Genomic DNA, 15,426 nt, shown 5'->3' with positions numbered 1-15,426 from the left:
ACGGGTGCGGTGGTGTCACGTCCAGTGGACCCTCCCGCTTTGGACAACGCGAGGCGAGAGCTCCGGGTTCCCTCGACGACGCGCGGGCGGGCGGTATCGGGGCTGGTCCGTACGGGTGAGCGGGCGCCCACCCGTACGGCGGGGCCGGCGCGGGCGTCCGCGCGGGTGCGGCCCCGTGGCGCCGTGGGTGCCGGGAGGGGCCGGTCAGGCCGGCCGCCGCGGCACCTGGCGCCGCGGCGCCGGGGCCTGTTCCACAAGCGGACCACTGGCGGGTGCGACGCTCCGCGGCGGCGTGCCACCAGCCGGGCGGGGAAGGGGGCTGCGATGTGCGCGGCCGGCTGTTCGGGGTGACGTCCGAGACGTCGCAGAGCGCCTGCGCGGACACGGACCTCGAACCTGCCGGGCCGGCACGCCCTAGGTGTATCGCCCCGGGAGGTTGTGGACGGGTGATGGAGGTCTCGGCTGGGACTGCTTGAACGGGTGAGGGCCTTCCGGGTTCGGTGTGGATTGCGACCTCTACACCGACCAGAAAGGCCCTCGTGCCCCACCGTAATGCACCCCTGACCGAGACCGGACGCCTGCGCCTGGCCCGCTGTGTGGTCGAGGACGGCTGGCCGCTGCGGCGGGCCGCCGAGCGGTTCCAGGTCTCGCCCACCACCGCCCAGCGGTGGGCCGCCCGCTACCGGGCCCTGGGCGAGGCCGGAATGGCCGACCACTCCTCCCGCCCGCACCACAGCCCCCGGCGGACGCCGACCCGCACCGAACGCCGGATCATCAAGATCCGGCTCCTGCGCCGGTGGGGACCGGCCCGCATCGCGCACCTGCTGGACCTGGTGCCCTCCACCGTCCACCGGGTCCTGACCCGCTACGGCCTGGCCCGCCTCACGCACCTGGACCGGGCCACCGGCCGGAACATACGCCGCTACGAACGCGAACGTCCCGGCGAACTGGTGCACGTGGACATCAAGAAGCCCGGCAACATCCCCGACGGCGGCGGCCACAAGACCCTGGGCCGCCAGGCCGGCCGCAAGAACCGCCGGAACGCCGGCTACAGCTACATCCACACCGCCGTCGACGACCACTCCCGCCTCGCCTACAGCGAGATCCTCACCGACGAGAAGAAAGAAACCGCCACCGCCTTCTGGACCCGGGCCCACGCCTACTTCACCGGCGTCGGGATCACCGTCGAGCGCGTCCTGACCGACAACGGCTCCTGCTACAAGTCCCACGCCTGGCGCGACACGCTGGCAGCGGCCGGGATCACCCACAAACGAACCCGGCCCTACCGGCCCCAGACCAACGGCAAGGTCGAACGCCTCAACCGCACCCTGCTCGACGAATGGGCCTACGCCCGCCCCTACCGCTCAGAACAGGAACGACGCGACGCCTTCCCCCAGTGGCTGCACACCTACAATCACCACCGCGGACACACCGCGCTGAAGGGCAAACCACCCGCCAGCCGCGTCCCCAACCTCACAGGGCAATACACCTAGGGCGTGTTTCGAAAGTCCCGCCTGCCTGGCGGCGTCTGGCACGCACGCTCGCCGCGTTGTCGGGCTCGCCCCGATACATCCAGTATCGGGGCGACCCTCCGCCTTGCGATCGCACGCACCAGACGCCGCCAGGCCTGCCCTTCGGGCAGACGACGCTACTTTCGAAACACGCCCTAGAACAGGCCGGTGCCGGTGAAGCGCAGCGCCAGCTGCGGCGCGCCGGACAGGGCGACGCCGATGACGGCGGTGACGGCGATCGCCGCCGTCAGGGGCGCCGGGACGGCGTGGCGGTCGGGCTGTCCCTCGGGGGCGCGGAAGAGCAGCGCCGTCCACCGGAGGTAGTAGACGAGCGCGATCACGACGTTCGCCGCCATCACCACGGCGAGCCAGCCGAGACCGGCGTCGACGGCGGCGGCGAAGACGGTGACCTTGGCGAAGAGGCCGATGATGCCGGGCGGCAGGCCCGCGAGGCAGAGCAGGAAGAAGGCCAGCAGCAGGGCGGTCAGCGGGTTGGTGGCGTACAGGCCGCGGTAGTCCGTCACCCGGTTGCGGGCGTGCCTGCGCCCCACCAGGGCGGCCACGGCGAACGCGCCGAGGTTCACGGCGGCGTACATGAGGGCGTAGGCGACGGTGGAGCCCACGGCGTGCTCGGGGTCGTCGGCGTACCCGGCGGCGGCGATCGGGACGAGGAGGTAGCCGGCCTGGCCGACCGAGGACCAGGCGAGCAGCCGTACGGCGCTGTACGCGCGCGTGGCCTGCTGGCGCAGGGCGCCGACGTTGCCGACGGTCATGGTGAGCGCGGCCAGCACGGCCAGGGCGGGGCCCCAGACGTCGGCGTAGGAGGGCAGCGCGACGACCGTGACGAGGATCAGGCCGGAGAAGCCGACGGCCTTGCCCACGACCGACAGGTAGGCCGCGACCGGCAGGGGGGCGCCCGTGTAGGTGTCGGGGACCCAGAAGTGGAAGGGCACGGCGGCCGTCTTGAAGGCGAAGCCGACGAGGGTGAGGACCACGCCGGTCTGGGCGAGGGTGTGCAGCTGTCCGTCCACGTCCTGGATGCGTTCGGCGACCCGGGTGAGGTGGAGGGTGCCGGTGGTGGCGTAGACGAAGCTGACGCCCAGCAGGCTGACGGCGGTGGCCGTGACCGAGGACAGGAAGAACTTCAGGGCGGCTTCGGAGGAGCGCCGGTCGCCGTGGCGGAGGCCGACCAGGGCGAACGCGGGCAGGGAGGCGACCTCCAGGGCGACGATCAGGGTGGCCAGGTCGCGGGAGGCGGGCAGCAGCGCCGCCCCGGCGGCGGAGGCCAGCAGCAGGAACCAGAACTCGCCCTCGGGCAGGCGCCCGCGGGCGTCCTTCAGGGCGGTCGCCGAGAGCAGGGCGGTGAGGAGGGCGCCGCCGAGGACCAGGAACTGGATGACGAGGGTGAAGCGGTCCACGGTGTAGCTGCACGCTCCGGGGTCGCCGGTGAGGCAGAACGTGGACCGGCCGGCGTCGAGGAGGGGCAGCAGCAGGGCCGTCGAGGCGGCGAGACCCGCCACCGAGACCCAGCCCAGCAGGGGCTTCCTGGCGTCGGTGAGGAACAGGTCCGCCACGAGGACGACGAGCGCCACCACCGCGGCGAGGGTGGGCGGTGCGACGGCGAGCCAGTCGACGTCCTGGACGAGGGCGACGGCCTGCGTCTGTGCCGGGGAGCTCATCGGGTGCCTCCTGCGAGGAGCTGCTGCACGGCCGGGTCGGTCAGGCCGAGGAGGGTCTTGGGCCACAGCCCGGCGACGACGGTGAGCACCACCAGCGGGGTCCAGGCCGCGAACTCGTAGCTGCGGACGTCGGTGAGCCGCGGGACGTCCCGGAGGCTCCGGGGGCCCCCGGGCAGTGCACCCATGCACACCCGGCGGACCACGACCAGCAGGTACGCGGCCGTCAGCAGGGTGCCGAACGCGGCGACGGCCATGAACGTGAGGAACGCGGGCCTGCTCAGGCCGTCGGCGGGGTCGAACGCGCCGAACAGGGCGAGCATCTCGCCCCAGAACCCGGCGAGGCCGGGCAGGCCGAGGGAGGCGACCGCGGCGAAGGCGAGCAGTCCGCCCAGGCGCGGCGCCCGGCCGTACAGGGCGGCACCCGCCGGGGCGGACTCGGCCGGGGCGGACTCGGCCGGGGCGCCGTCGGCAGCGGGGCGCCCGGCGAAGGCCGACTCGGCGAGGGTGTCCAGGTCGGTGGTGCCGGTGCGGTCCTTCAGGGCGCCGACCAGGAAGAACAGCAGGCCGGTGATGAGGCCGTGGGCGATGTTGGCGAACAGGGCGCCGTTGACGCCGGTGGGGGTCATGGTGGCGATGCCGAGCAGCACGAAGCCCATGTGGCCGACCGAGGAGTAGGCGATGAGCCGCTTCAGATCGCCCCGCGCGCCCGTCCTGGCGAGGGCCAGACAGGCGAGCGACCCGTAGATGATGCCGACGACGGCGAACGCGGCGAGGTACGGCGCGAAGTCCCGGAACCCGTCGGGTGCGACCGGCAGCAGGATCCTGACGAAGCCGTACGTTCCCATCTTCAGCAGGACACCGGCCAGCAGCACCGAGCCGACGGTCGGGGCGGCCGTGTGGGCGTCCGGCAGCCAGCTGTGCAGCGGCCACATCGGAGTCTTCACCGCCAGCCCGAGTCCGATCGCCAGCACGGCGGTGACCTGCACGGACGTGCTGAGGGACCGGCCGTTGTCAGTGGCGAGTGCCACCATGTCGAACGTGCCCGCCGTGAGGCCGGTCAGGAGCAGGCCCAGCAGCATGACCACGGAGCCGAGCAGGGTGTAGAGGATGAAGCGCCAGGCGGCCTCGGCCCGGCCCTCACCGCCCCAGCGGGCGATGAGGAAGTACATCGGGATCAGGACCGTCTCGAAGGCGAGGAAGAACAGCAGCAGGTCGAGGACGGAGAAGGCGGCGAGGGTGCCGGACTCCAGGACGAGCAGCAGTGCGACGAACGCCTTCGGGGTCGGGCCCGCGGGCGTCTTGAAGTAGCTGTAGAGCGCGCACAGGAAGGTCAGCAGCGCGGTCAGGACGACGAGAGGGAGGGAGATGCCGTCGACGCCGAGGTGGATGCGCACGTCGAGTGCGGGGATCCAGCTGATGTCCGTGCTCGCCTGGATCTTAGACGGGTGGCCGTGGTCGAAGCCGGCCGCGAGCACGAGCGCGGCGGCCAGCACCGCGCCGGTCACGGTGACACCGTGCCGGAGCACGGCCTGCTCGGGCGACTTCCCCTTCAGTCCCGGCGGAGCGGGCAGCAGAGCCGCGGCGGCGCCCAGCAGCGGGCCGACGACGACGAACGCCAGAAGGAACTGCATCACTGACTCGTTGATATCGATCACGCCTGCTCACGCTCCCGTGGCGACGAGGACGACGGCCACCGCCAGGACGACGGTGCCGGCGAGCAGCGCGCTCACATAGGTCTGCACATTGCCGGTCTGGGCTCGGCGGACGGCGGCCCCCAGCCAGCGAGGCAGGGCCGCCGCACCGCGCACATAGGTCTCGATGACCTCGCGGTCCAGGAACCGCACGAGGTCGGCGCCGCGCCGCACCGGGCGGACGAACAGCACCGTGTACACGGCGTCGAGATGGAAGCCGACGGCGGCGTGCCGGTACAGCGGGCCGAGCAGCAGCCTTCCGGGGTCCGAGGGGTCGGGGGCGAGGGCCGCATCCCCGTAGGCGGGGGCATGACCGGCGATCGCCTCCGCCTCGACGAGTCCGGCATCGCCCTCGGGGTGTGCGGCGACCGCGCCGAGCGGGGTCCGGGCCGCGAGAGGGGCGGTGTGCCGCCAGGCGGCATAGGTCACCAGTCCGCCGGTGAGGGCCAGGCCGGTGCCGAGGACGGAGGTGGTCAGGGTCGGGGCGAGGGCGTTGCCGTCGAACCAGTCCGGCAGCACCCGGTAGGCGAGCCCGCCGAACGCGAGCGACGGCACGGCCAGCACCCACAGCACGAGCGTCATCGTCAACGGCTGGCGGCCGTGTTCCGGGGCCTTCGCGCCCTGGCCGCGGAAGGCGCGCAGCCACAGCCGGGCGGCGTACGCCGCGGTGAGCAGGGCGGTGAGCAGGCCGGAGACGAGGACGGTCCAGCCGGCCGCGCCCGGGGCCTGCCCGGTGTGACCGGTGGCGACGTGCTCGGCGGCACCGAGCACGGACTCCTTGGAGAAGAAGCCGCTGAACGGCGGGATCGCGGCGAGTGCGAGGAGCGCCACGGTCATCGTCCAGTAGGCGTCGGGCACGCGGTCGCGCAGGTTCCGCATCCGGGACATCGCGGCCAGCGAGTTGGTGCCCGCGGCATGGATGATCACACCGGCGGCGAGGAAGAGCAGCGCCTTGAAGGCGCCGTGGGACAGGAGGTGGAAGACGGCGGCACCGCGGTCGCCGACGGCGAGGGCGCCGGTCATGTAGCCGAGCTGGCCGATCGTCGAGTAGGCGAGGACGCGCTTGATGTCGTCCTGGGCCAGCGCGGCGAGACCGGAGCCGGCCATGGTGACCGCGGCCATCACGGCGAGCGTGACCATCACGGCGGCGGACGCCTGGAAGACGGGCAGCAGCCGGGCGACGAAGTAGACGCCGGCGGCGACCATCGTCGCGGCGTGGATCAGTGCGGAGACCGGAGTGGGGCCGGCCATCGCGTCGGGCAGCCAGGTGTGCAGCGGGAACTGCGCCGACTTGCCGGCCACGCCCGCCAGGAGCAGCAGGCCGATCACCGTCGGATGGTCGAGCGCGCCGCTCGCCACCGCCCCGAGGACCTTGGTGATGCGGAACGACCCGGCGTCCGTGGCGAGCGCGAACAGGCCGATCAGGAAGGGGACGTCGCCGAGCTTCGTCACCAGGAAGGCCTTGAGGGAGGCGGCGCGCGCCTCCGGCGTCTCCCAGTAGTGGCCGACCAGGAAGTAGGAGCAGATGCCCATGACCTCCCAGCCGACGAGCAGCACCATCAGGTCGCCCGAGTAGACGACGAGCAGCATGGCGGAGGTGAACAGCGAGACGAGGGCGGCGTAGGAGGCGTAGCGCGGGTCGTCGCGCAGGTAGCCCGTCGAGTAGACCTGCACGCAGGCGGCCACGAACGTGACCACGAGCGCGGTCAGGGCGGCGAAGCCGTCGATGTGCAGGGCGAGCTCGACGGGAACCGAGCCGGTCGGGGTGAGTTCGGTGGCCGCGTCGACGGGGGCCCCTCCGCCCTGCCGGGCCGCAACCAGGGCGGCGACCGCGAGGGACGCGGCGGTCGGCAGCACGGCGAGGGGGCGGACGAATCCGGGGGCCCTGCGGCCGAGGAGCAGGCCCGCGAGCGCGCCCAGGAACGGCAGGAGGGGGACGAGGATCGCGAGGGTGGTCGTGGTCACGCGGTGGCCTCGGTCTTCTCGGCGGCCGCGGCGGCCGCGGGATCGTCGGTCGCGTCGGGCTCGTGTCCCTCGGCCGTGTCGCGGAGCCTGTCGATGTCCGCCGTGCCGCGGTTGCGGTGCACGGCGAGGACGATCGCCAGGCCGATGCCGATCTCGGCGGCGGCGATGGCGATGGTGAACAGGGTGAGGGCCTGGCCGGAGTGCAGGGTCTCCTCGGCGGTGCGGCTCAGCCAGACGTCGAAGGCGACCAGGTTGAGGTTGACGGCGTTGAGCATCAGCTCGACCGACATCAGGACGAGGATCGCGTTGCGGCGGGCGAGAACACCGTAGAGGCCGGTGCAGAACAGCAGCGCGGAGAGCACTGCGGGGTAGGCGAGGTGCATCAGCGGGCGCCTTCCTGCTCGGCCGGGCCGCGCCGCCGGGCAGGCTCGGCCCGCTCTTCCGGCTCGGTGCGCCCGATCGGGTGATTCCGGGAATCCGGGGCGGAAGGGGAACCATCGTCGGCGGGCCGGGAGTTCACAGGAGGAGAGCTCGACTCCGCCTTCGCCTTGCGGGACAGGACGATCGCGCCGACCAGGGCGGCGAGGAGGAGGACGGAGAGGGCCTCGAAGGGCAGGACCCAGTTCTGGAAGAGGGCCTCGCCGGTGACCTCGGTGCTGCCCGAGGGGGCACCTTCCAGGTCGATCCAGGTGGTGCGGAAGGCGTCGGCGACCACCCAGACCAGAGCCGCCGCCGCGGCGACGGCCACCGCGAGCGCGGCCCAGCGGTTGTGCGAGTCGGCGTCCGGGGAGCGACCGATGGGGGCCCTGGTGAGCATGAGACCGAACAGGAGGAGCACGACGACGGAACCCACATAGATCAGGACCTGCACCCAGGCGATGAACTCGGCGGTGAGCAGGAGGTACTCCACGGCGAGGCCGCCGAGGGTGACCACCAGCCACAGCGCGGCGTGCACCAGCTGCCGGGTGGTGACGGTGACCAGGGCCGCGCCGAAGGTGACCAGTCCGACGAGAAGGAAAGCGATCTCCACGCCGGTCGGGGAGAGGAAGCCGTGGGCGTCCGCGGTGAGCGTCACGACTGCCCCTCCTCACTCTGGGCCTCACTCTGGGCCTCGCTCTGGGCCTCGCTCTGGGCCTCGGCAGCGGCGAGCTTGTCCGCCGTCTTACGGGCCGCGGCGATCTCCTTCGGCTCCTCGGCACCCGGATCGAGGGCCGGCGGCGCCGGCACGGTCCACATCCACTCGCGGAGCTTGTCCCGCTCATGGGTGAGGTCCCGGATGTCGGTCTCGGCGTACTCGAACTCCGGTGACCAGAACAGCGCGTCGAAGGGGCAGACCTCGATGCAGATACCGCAGTACATGCAGAGCGCGAAGTCGATCGCGAAGCGGTCGAGGACGTTGCGGCTGCGCTCGCGTCCGCCGGGCGTCGCCGCCGGGACGGTCTCCTTGTGGGAGTCGATGTAGATGCACCAGTCGGGGCACTCACGGGCGCAGAGCATGCAGACCGTGCAGTTCTCCTCGAACAGGCCGATCACACCGCGGGTGCGGGGCGGAAGGTCGGGCTGGGCGTCCGGGTACTGCTGAGTGACCGACTTGCGCGTCATCGTCCGGAGGGTGACGGCCAGGCCCTTGGCGAGACCGGCTCCCGGGAACGAACGCGGCCGTGCGGAGGACGTCGCCGCGGGGCCGTGATCGGGTGACGGGCGGGACACTAGGAGATCACCACCTTGACGACGCCGGTGAGGGCGATCTGAGCGAGAGAGAGGGGGACGAGGAGAGTCCAGGAGAGCTTCTGCAGCTGGTCCTCGCGCAGACGGGGATAGGTGACGCGGAGCCAGATGACGACGAAGGCGAGGACGGCCGTCTTCAGCAGGGTCCACACCCAGCCGAGACCGTCGCCGCCCCAGGGGCCGTGCCAGCCGCCCAGGAACAGGACGGTGGTCAGGCCGCACAGGACGACGATCCCGGCGTACTCGGCGAGGAGGAACAATGCGAAACGCAGACCCGTGTACTCGGTGTACGCGCCGAAGATGATCTCCGAGTCGGCGACCGGCATGTCGAACGGCGGCCGCTGCAGCTCGGCGAGACCGGCGACGAAGAAGACCATCGCGCCGACGATCTGCCAGGGAAGCCACCACCACTCGAAGGCGTCCAGGATGCCGAGCAGGGAGACGGTTCCGGCGGCCATCGCCACAGAGGCGGCGGCGAGCAGCATCGGCAGCTCGTAGGCGAGCAGTTGCGCGGCGGTACGCAGACCGCCGAGAAGGGAGAACTTGTTGGCGCTGGCCCAGCCGGCCATCAGGGAACCGAGGACGCCGACGCCCATCACCGCGAGGACGAAGAACACACCGGCGTCGATGACCTCGCCGACGGCACCCTCACCCGGGCCGATCGGGATGGCGAGGAGCACCAGGAGGTAGGGCAGCAGGGCGACGGCCGGGGCGAGTTGGAAGATCCGCCGGTCAGCGCCCGAGGGGACCACGTCCTCCTTCTGCGCGAACTTCACGCCGTCCGCGACGAGCTGGGCCCAGCCGTGGAATCCGCCGGCGTACATCGGGCCGAGACGGCCCTGCATGTGGGCCATCACCTTGTGCTCGGTCTGGCCGATGAGCAGAGGGAAGGTGAGGAACACACCGAAGATGATCAGCAGTCGCAGGGCGACGTCGAGAGCGCCGTTCACTGCGGGCCTCCTGCGGGGTCCTCGGGACGGGGGGTCTCGGAGCGGGGTGTCGCGGGGTGCGAACTTTCGGGGTGCGAGGTCTCGGGGTCGGAACTCTCGGAGGGTTCCGGGGGCTCGGCGGGCTGGGGGCTGCTGGGAGCCTCGGAGGGCTCGGCGGGCCGAGAGGACTCGGACGGCCGGGAGGTGGTGGAGTGGTCGGGCCGGCCGGCCACCCGAGCCGCCTCGGACCTCTGCCGCTCGGCCTCCTGGGCGTCCTCGGGCCGGCCTGACTCCTCCCCGGAAGGCTCGGGCCGACCGGAGGCCCCAGGCTCCGCGGAAGGTCCAGGCTCTCCGGAGGGCTCGGGCTCCGCGGACGTCTCGGGCCGGTGCGACCGCTCGGGCTCGGCCGCTGTCCCGGCCCGGCTCGGCTCGCCGGAGGCCCCGGGCTCGGGCGACGGTTCGCGCTCACCGGGCGCGGTGGGCTGCTCCGGGGCGTCGAAAGCCGGGCGGGCGTGGTGCCAGGGGGCGTCGGCGCTGCGCGAAGGGGCGGGGGACTTCGGCCGGGGTCCGGCCGGCGCGGCCGTCCGCCCGTCGGAGACCGCCCCCGGCCCGTCCTCGGCGGGCACGGCCGGCTCCGGGGTGCCCGCTCCGGCGGCCCCGGCCCGCTGGGAGGCCGGGCCCCCCGAGGCGCTGCGGGCCCGCCGGGGACCCGAGGGAGCCGCGGAGGGAGCCGTCGGGGACCCGGCTGCGGACGAAGGGCCGGAAGGGGACGCGGCGTCGGGACCGGAAGGGGGCGCGGCGTCGGGGGTGGACGGAGCGTCGGGGGTGGCGGGGCGCTGGGAGGCCGAGCCCTCGGAGGCGCTGCGGGCACGGCGCGTCCGGGGGGCTGCCGGGGCCGTCGGGGCCGCCCCGGGAGCGGCGGCGTCCTCGCCGGCCGGTGCGGGCTGGCTGGCCGAGCCCTGGGCGGCCGTGCGGGTGCGGCGGGCGGGGCGTTCACCGGCGCCGGCCCGTGCCGCTCCGCGGGCCGGCCGGGCCGGGGCCGGAGGCAGCTGTCCCTTGAGGGGGCCCCAGTCGTTAGGGTCGGGGACGCCGGGCGGCAGCATCTGGCGGCGCCTGGGGCCGCCGTGGTCGGACTCCCCCGGCTCCTTGGCGCCGGGCCAGGCCTTGGCGACACGGGCGGCGAGCACGAAGTCCTTGCGCAGGGGGTGTCCCTCGAAGGTCTCCGGAAGAAGGAGGTGGTTCAGGCCGGGGTGGCCGTCGAAGGTCACGCCGAACATCTCGTGCGTCTCGCGCTCGTGCCAGGCTGCGCCGGCGTAGACGTCCACGGCGGACGCCAGCGCGGCTGCCTCGTGCGGGACGGTGGTGCGCAGCAGCAGGCGGCGCACCGGAGCCAGGGCGACCACATGGGCCGAGACGCGGAAGCCCACGCCCGGCTCGTCGACGGCGCTCAGCCAGTCGAAGTAGGTGCAGCCCAGTTCGTCGCGGGCCACCCGCAGGGCCGCGGTCCAGGCGGCCGCGGGGACGTCGACGGTGAGGACGTCGTAGGACTCCTCGGCGTCGGCCTCCGGGCCGAAGAGTTCCTCGGCAGGAGCGGGCAGCCAGCCGACGGCGTTCATCGCGAGCCCTCCTCGGGAGCCGGCCCCGTGCCCGCACCGGGCGCCTCGCCGCCGGGCACCTCATCGCCGGGCACCCCGCCACCGGGCGACCCGCCGTCGCGCACCCCGCCGCCGGGGGCGGCCGCACCGGGCGCCGGTGGTGTGACCAGGCCGCTCTGGAGGGCCGCGGCGGAGGGGCGGGCAGCGGTGCCGTAGCGCTCGCCGAGGGACTCCCGGGCGATCTTCTCCTGGAGTTTCAGGATGCCCTGGAGGAGAGCTTCGGGGCGGGGCGGGCAGCCGGGGACATAGACATCGACGGGGATGACCTGGTCGACGCCCTTGGTGACCGAGTAGGAGTCCCAGTAGGGACCGCCGCAGTTGGAGCAGGCACCGAAGGAGATGACGTACTTCGGCTCGGGCATCTGCTCGTACAGGCGCTTGACGGCCGGGGCCATCTTGTCGGTGACGGTGCCGGACACCACCATGAGGTCCGCCTGGCGGGGGCCGGGCGCGAAGGGGATCACGCCGAGGCGGATGAAGTCGTGGCGGGCCATGGACGCGGCGATGAACTCGATCGCGCAGCAGGCCAGGCCGAAGTTGAAGACCCACAGGGAGTAGCGGCGGCCCCAGTTCAGGACGACCTTCATGGGTTCGGGCGCCAGCCGGGCGAGCGCACCGAGGCGCCTGGGCTCGGGCAGGGCCACGGGCTCGGAGACGGGCCTGTCCGCGGCGCCGGCCCCGGCCCCGGTCCCGGCTGCGGACCCGTCCTGCGCCCCGGCCCCGGTCCCGGCTGCGGACCCGTCCTGCGCCCCTGCCCCTGCCCCTGGTGCGGGGTTCACGCCCATGTCAGAACCCCCTTCTTGTACGCGTAGAGGAGGCCCACGGCGAGGAAGCCGAGGAACACGAACATCTCGACGAGGGTCGTCGCCCCGTAGCCGGGTGCGGCGAACACGGTCGCCCAGGGGAACAGGAAGATGGAGTCGACGGCGAAGATGACGTAGAGGAAGGCGTAGACGTAGTAGCGGACCTGGGTGTGGGCCCAGCCCTCGCCGACCGGGTCGACGCCGCACTCGTAGGTGAGGAGTTTCTCGGGGGTGGGCACGACGGGCCGCAGCAGGCGGCCTGCCCCGAAGGCGACGGCGACGAACAGCACGCCGAGGGCCGCGAGCAGCCCGACGACCGAATAGGACTGGAAGTAGTCCGCCGCGACGACGGTCGGTTCCCGCACGTCCGTCCCTCGCTCCCTGGCCCTCGACCTTCGACGACGGCCTCTGTTCGACGCTCTGTACGGACGGGAGTCTAGGCCCTGATAAAGGGGCGGTAAGCAGCCCGTCGCGCCTTGGGATGCCGGGGTGGGGTTTTCCCCCGCGGCACCGGGCGGCCCACCTCATGGCGCGGCCGGGCGGAGACGGGCAGGCTGACCGGTATGACCGAACGTACTCCGTCCGCGGGCGGCGGCACGACCCCGCCGTTGCCTCCGCCGCGCCCCGCCTACGAAGCCCGTACCTGGAAGGAGATCGCGCATCTCCTGGCCAACCTTCCGGCGGCGCTGGTGGGCTTCGTCTATGCGACGACCGTGGTGTCCACCGGTGCCGCGCTGACCGTGACCGTCATCGGGTTCCCGCTGCTCGCGGCGGGGCTGGCGGGCGCACGGCAGCTGGGCAGGCTGGAGCGGGCCCGGGCGCGGGCGCTGCTGGGCGTGCGGGTGGAGGAGCCGTCGCCGATGCGGCTGCGCGGGCGGAGCCCGCTGCTGCGGCGGATGGGGTGGACGCTGAGGGACCCGGTGGGCTGGCGGACGCTGCTGTACACCTTCGTGCGGCTGCCGTGGGGGGTGCTGACCTTCGCGTTGACGCTGGTGTCGCTGTTCGTGCTGTGGCCGGTGCTGCCCTACCTGGCGCGGGGACTGACCAACGTGGACCGGGCGATGGTGCGCGGCCTGCTGTCACCGTCGGACGAGCTGGAGCGCCGTATCGCCGAACTGGAGTCCGACCGGGGTGTCGTGGTGGACACGGCGGCCGCGGACCTGCGGCGCATCGAGCGGGACCTGCACGACGGCGCGCAGGCCCGGCTGGTGAACCTCGCGATGGGGCTCGGCCTCGCCAAGGAGCAGCTGCAGGACGGCCGGTCCGACGCCTATGTGGCGGCCATGGTGGAGGAGGCGCACGGCGAGGTGAAGCTCGCCCTGCAGGAACTGCGGGACCTGGCCCGCGGCATCCACCCGGCCGTTCTCACCGACCGCGGCCTCGACGCCGCCCTGTCCTCGGTCGCCTCACGCTGCACGGTCCCGGTGAAGGTGACCGTCGACCTGGACACGCGGCCCGCCGAGGCCATCGAGGGCATCGCCTACTTCACCGTCTCCGAGCTGCTGCAGAACGTCAGCAAGCACTCCGGCGCGCGGTCCGCCTCCGTGGAGGTGTGGCGGACGGAGGACCGGCTGCTCCTCCAGGTCGAGGACGACGGCGGCGGCGGCGCCCGCCTGGACGCCGGCAGCGGACTGCGCGGGCTCGCGGAGCGCCTGGACGCGGTCGACGGCCTGTTCGTGGTCGAGTCGCCGCAGGGCGGGCCGACCACGGTCACCGCGGAACTGCCCTGGCGCAAGCGCCCCGGCGCCCTGCCGGGAGGGTAGGGAAAACCCCCCGAGCGAGACCCCGACGGACTCCATGGCCCGCGCCGGGGCGGGCCGGGCAGGCTGGACGCAGGACGACACCTCCATGGGCGGCAGAGCGGAAACGGACGGCGGGCGATGGCCACGACGCGGTACGGGGACACCGAGCACACCGGGCACGGCGGGCAGACCGGGCACGGCGAGCACCCCGGGCACACGGGGTACACGGGGTACACCGGGTACGAGCAGGACGGTGTACGGGACGGTGCGGGGAGCGTGCGCGGCGCCGGAGAGGCACGGAACGTCCGGGACGCCGGAGGCGCGGGGGACGAGCGTCACGCGCGGGACGCCGGGCGGCGCCGGGGGCCCGCCGGGCTGCGGGCGCCGTTCGAGGCACGGCACTGGCGGGAGCTGGCGTATGTGCTGCTGAGCCTGCCGGTCAGCGTGCTGACGTTCACCTACGCCGTCACCATGGTGGCGCTCGGCGCGGGCCTGGTGGTGACGTTCCTCGGCGTCCCCGTGCTGGCCGCGGCACTTGCCGGGTGCCGGGGGTTCGGCGCGTTGGAGCGGGCCCGGGCGCGGGCGCTGCTGGGCGCGCGCGTGGCCGACCCGGAGCCGCTGCGGGTGCGCGGCAGCGGCCTGATGGCGTGGGTGGGCGCGGTGTTCAAGAGCGGCTCGTCCTGGCGGCAGCTGCTGTACGCGGTGCTGCACCTGCCCTGGGCGGTGTTCTCGTTCGCCGTCGCGGTGACGTTCTGGTCGTACGGCTGGGCGATGCTGACGTATCCGCTGTGGTTCTGGGTCTTTCCCGCGTACGCCGGGCAGGACGGGATTCAGCTGTACGGCGACGAGACACACGCCGTCTACCTCGACAACCCCTTCGAGATCGGGGTGACGGCGCTGATCGGTCTGCTGTTCACGCTGGCCACGCCGTGGATCGTACGGGCGCTGACCACGGTGGACCGGGGTCTGGTGCACGGGCTGCTGGGGCCGTCCCGGCTGTCGGCGCGGGTCGTGGAGCTGGAGTCCGACCGGGGTGTCGTGGTGGACACGGCGGCCGCGGACCTGCGGCGCATCGAGCGGGACCTGCACGACGGTGCGCAGGCCCGGCTGGTGGCGCTGGCGATGGATCTGGGGCTGGCGAGGGAGAAGCTGACCGAGGATCCGAGGACCGCCGCGCGCATGGTGGAGGAGGCGCACGGCGAGGTGAAGACGGCGCTGCAGGAACTGCGGGACCTGGCGCGCGGCATCCACCCGGCCGTCCTCACCGACCGCGGCCTCGACGCCGCCCTGTCCTCGGTCGCCTCACGCTGCACGGTCCCGGTGACGGTCGAGGTGGACCTGCCCGCGCGGCCGGCCCCCGCGATCGAGGGGATCGCCTACTTCACCGTCTCCGAGCTGCTGCAGAACGTCAGCAAGCACGCGCGGGCCCGTTCGGCCTCGGTGGACGTGTGGCAGGCGGAGAACCGGCTGATGCTCCAGGTGACCGACGACGGGGTCGGCGGCGCCGACGCCGCCGAGGGCTCGGGCCTGGCCGGTCTGGCCGGGAGGCTCGACGCGGTCGACGGCATCCTCGTCGTGGACTCCCCGGCCGGCGGGCCCACGACGGTCACCGCGGAACTGCCCTGGCGGGGCTGACCTCGGCCCGGTCTCCCCGCAGGGCCCGGTTTCCTGGGATGCTGGGGGCGTACCAGGACATCGGGTGTGGGGGGCCGGAGAACGTGGA

General features: G+C 73.3%; 13 protein-coding genes. 3 read left to right on the top strand and 10 right to left on the bottom strand.

All coding sequences use genetic code 11. The annotated features are described in order from the left end of the window. The first annotated feature begins 539 nt into the window (after positions 1-539). A complete protein-coding gene (locus AC5K6T_RS00655) occupies positions 540-1,493 on the top strand; it encodes an IS481 family transposase (RefSeq protein WP_493204780.1) in 954 nt (317 codons plus the stop codon). 173 nt (positions 1,494-1,666) lie between these two features. Here AC5K6T_RS00655 and AC5K6T_RS00650 read toward each other — a convergent pair whose 3' ends face one another. The 10 genes from AC5K6T_RS00650 to AC5K6T_RS00605 form a co-directional block, all read right to left on the bottom strand. After that, the gene (locus AC5K6T_RS00650) at positions 1,667-3,190 is read right to left on the bottom strand and encodes an NADH-quinone oxidoreductase subunit N (RefSeq protein WP_493204779.1); all 1,524 of its coding nucleotides are present in this window, start codon (positions 3,188-3,190) and stop codon (positions 1,667-1,669) included. Beyond that, on the bottom strand, positions 3,187-4,845 hold the full coding sequence (locus AC5K6T_RS00645) for an NADH-quinone oxidoreductase subunit M (RefSeq protein WP_493204778.1): 1,659 nt from the start codon (positions 4,843-4,845) through the stop codon (positions 3,187-3,189). The genes AC5K6T_RS00650 and AC5K6T_RS00645 overlap by 4 nt, the downstream gene beginning before the upstream one ends. Positions 4,846-4,851: 6 nt before the next feature. Then, positions 4,852-6,846, bottom strand: a complete 1,995-nt coding sequence (locus tag AC5K6T_RS00640) for an NADH-quinone oxidoreductase subunit 5 family protein (protein ID WP_493204777.1) — start codon at positions 6,844-6,846, stop codon at positions 4,852-4,854. Then, entirely contained in the window at positions 6,843-7,229 is a 387-nt protein-coding gene (nuoK, locus tag AC5K6T_RS00635) for an NADH-quinone oxidoreductase subunit NuoK (protein WP_493204776.1), read from the bottom strand. Before nuoK ends, AC5K6T_RS00640 begins: the two co-directional genes overlap by 4 nt. Further along, positions 7,229-7,921: an NADH-quinone oxidoreductase subunit J family protein gene (locus AC5K6T_RS00630; protein WP_493204775.1), complete on the bottom strand. Its 693-nt coding sequence runs from the start codon at positions 7,919-7,921 to the stop codon at positions 7,229-7,231. Before AC5K6T_RS00630 ends, nuoK begins: the two co-directional genes overlap by 1 nt. Further along, positions 7,918-8,448, bottom strand: a complete 531-nt coding sequence (locus tag AC5K6T_RS00625) for a 4Fe-4S binding protein (protein ID WP_493204774.1) — start codon at positions 8,446-8,448, stop codon at positions 7,918-7,920. The genes AC5K6T_RS00630 and AC5K6T_RS00625 overlap by 4 nt, the downstream gene beginning before the upstream one ends. Positions 8,449-8,555: 107 nt before the next feature. Then, entirely contained in the window at positions 8,556-9,524 is a 969-nt protein-coding gene (locus AC5K6T_RS00620; RefSeq protein ID WP_493204773.1) for a complex I subunit 1/NuoH family protein, read from the bottom strand. After that, the gene (locus tag AC5K6T_RS00615) at positions 9,521-11,119 is read right to left on the bottom strand and encodes an NADH-quinone oxidoreductase subunit C (RefSeq protein ID WP_493204772.1); all 1,599 of its coding nucleotides are present in this window, start codon (positions 11,117-11,119) and stop codon (positions 9,521-9,523) included. Before AC5K6T_RS00615 ends, AC5K6T_RS00620 begins: the two co-directional genes overlap by 4 nt. Beyond that, positions 11,116-11,943, bottom strand: a complete 828-nt coding sequence (locus AC5K6T_RS00610; RefSeq protein WP_493204771.1) for an NADH-quinone oxidoreductase subunit B — start codon at positions 11,941-11,943, stop codon at positions 11,116-11,118. Before AC5K6T_RS00610 ends, AC5K6T_RS00615 begins: the two co-directional genes overlap by 4 nt. Further along, on the bottom strand, positions 11,934-12,326 hold the full coding sequence (locus AC5K6T_RS00605) for an NADH-quinone oxidoreductase subunit A (protein WP_493204770.1): 393 nt from the start codon (positions 12,324-12,326) through the stop codon (positions 11,934-11,936). The genes AC5K6T_RS00610 and AC5K6T_RS00605 overlap by 10 nt, the downstream gene beginning before the upstream one ends. Before the next feature lie 198 nt (positions 12,327-12,524). Between AC5K6T_RS00605 and AC5K6T_RS00600 the strand changes: the two genes are divergently transcribed. Together AC5K6T_RS00600 and AC5K6T_RS00595 are read left to right on the top strand one after the other, a co-directional pair. After that, on the top strand, positions 12,525-13,724 hold the full coding sequence (locus AC5K6T_RS00600; protein ID WP_493204769.1) for a sensor histidine kinase: 1,200 nt from the start codon (positions 12,525-12,527) through the stop codon (positions 13,722-13,724). Positions 13,725-13,841: 117 nt separating this feature from the next. Then, entirely contained in the window at positions 13,842-15,338 is a 1,497-nt protein-coding gene (locus tag AC5K6T_RS00595) for a sensor histidine kinase (RefSeq protein WP_493204768.1), read from the top strand. Positions 15,339-15,426: the final 88 nt, after the last annotated feature.

It is taken from the genome of Streptomyces sp. B8-7 (genome assembly GCF_058833805.1).
This window is presented reverse-complemented; position numbering and strand designations above follow the sequence as displayed.

Excerpts from the sequence above, each read along its gene's own strand:
- AC5K6T_RS00650 (WP_493204779.1), bottom strand. The coding sequence starts at position 3,190 with ATGAGCTCCCCGGCACAGACGCAGGCCGTCGCCCTCGTCCAGGACGTC.
- nuoK (WP_493204776.1), bottom strand. The coding sequence starts at position 7,229 with ATGCACCTCGCCTACCCCGCAGTGCTCTCCGCGCTGCTGTTCTGCACC.
- AC5K6T_RS00625 (WP_493204774.1), bottom strand. The coding sequence starts at position 8,448 with ATGACGCGCAAGTCGGTCACTCAGCAGTACCCGGACGCCCAGCCCGAC.
- AC5K6T_RS00615 (WP_493204772.1), bottom strand. The coding sequence starts at position 11,119 with ATGAACGCCGTCGGCTGGCTGCCCGCTCCTGCCGAGGAACTCTTCGGC.
- AC5K6T_RS00610 (WP_493204771.1), bottom strand. The coding sequence starts at position 11,943 with ATGGGCGTGAACCCCGCACCAGGGGCAGGGGCAGGGGCGCAGGACGGG.
- AC5K6T_RS00600 (WP_493204769.1), top strand. The coding sequence starts at position 12,525 with ATGACCGAACGTACTCCGTCCGCGGGCGGCGGCACGACCCCGCCGTTG.
- AC5K6T_RS00595 (WP_493204768.1), top strand. The coding sequence starts at position 13,842 with ATGGCCACGACGCGGTACGGGGACACCGAGCACACCGGGCACGGCGGG.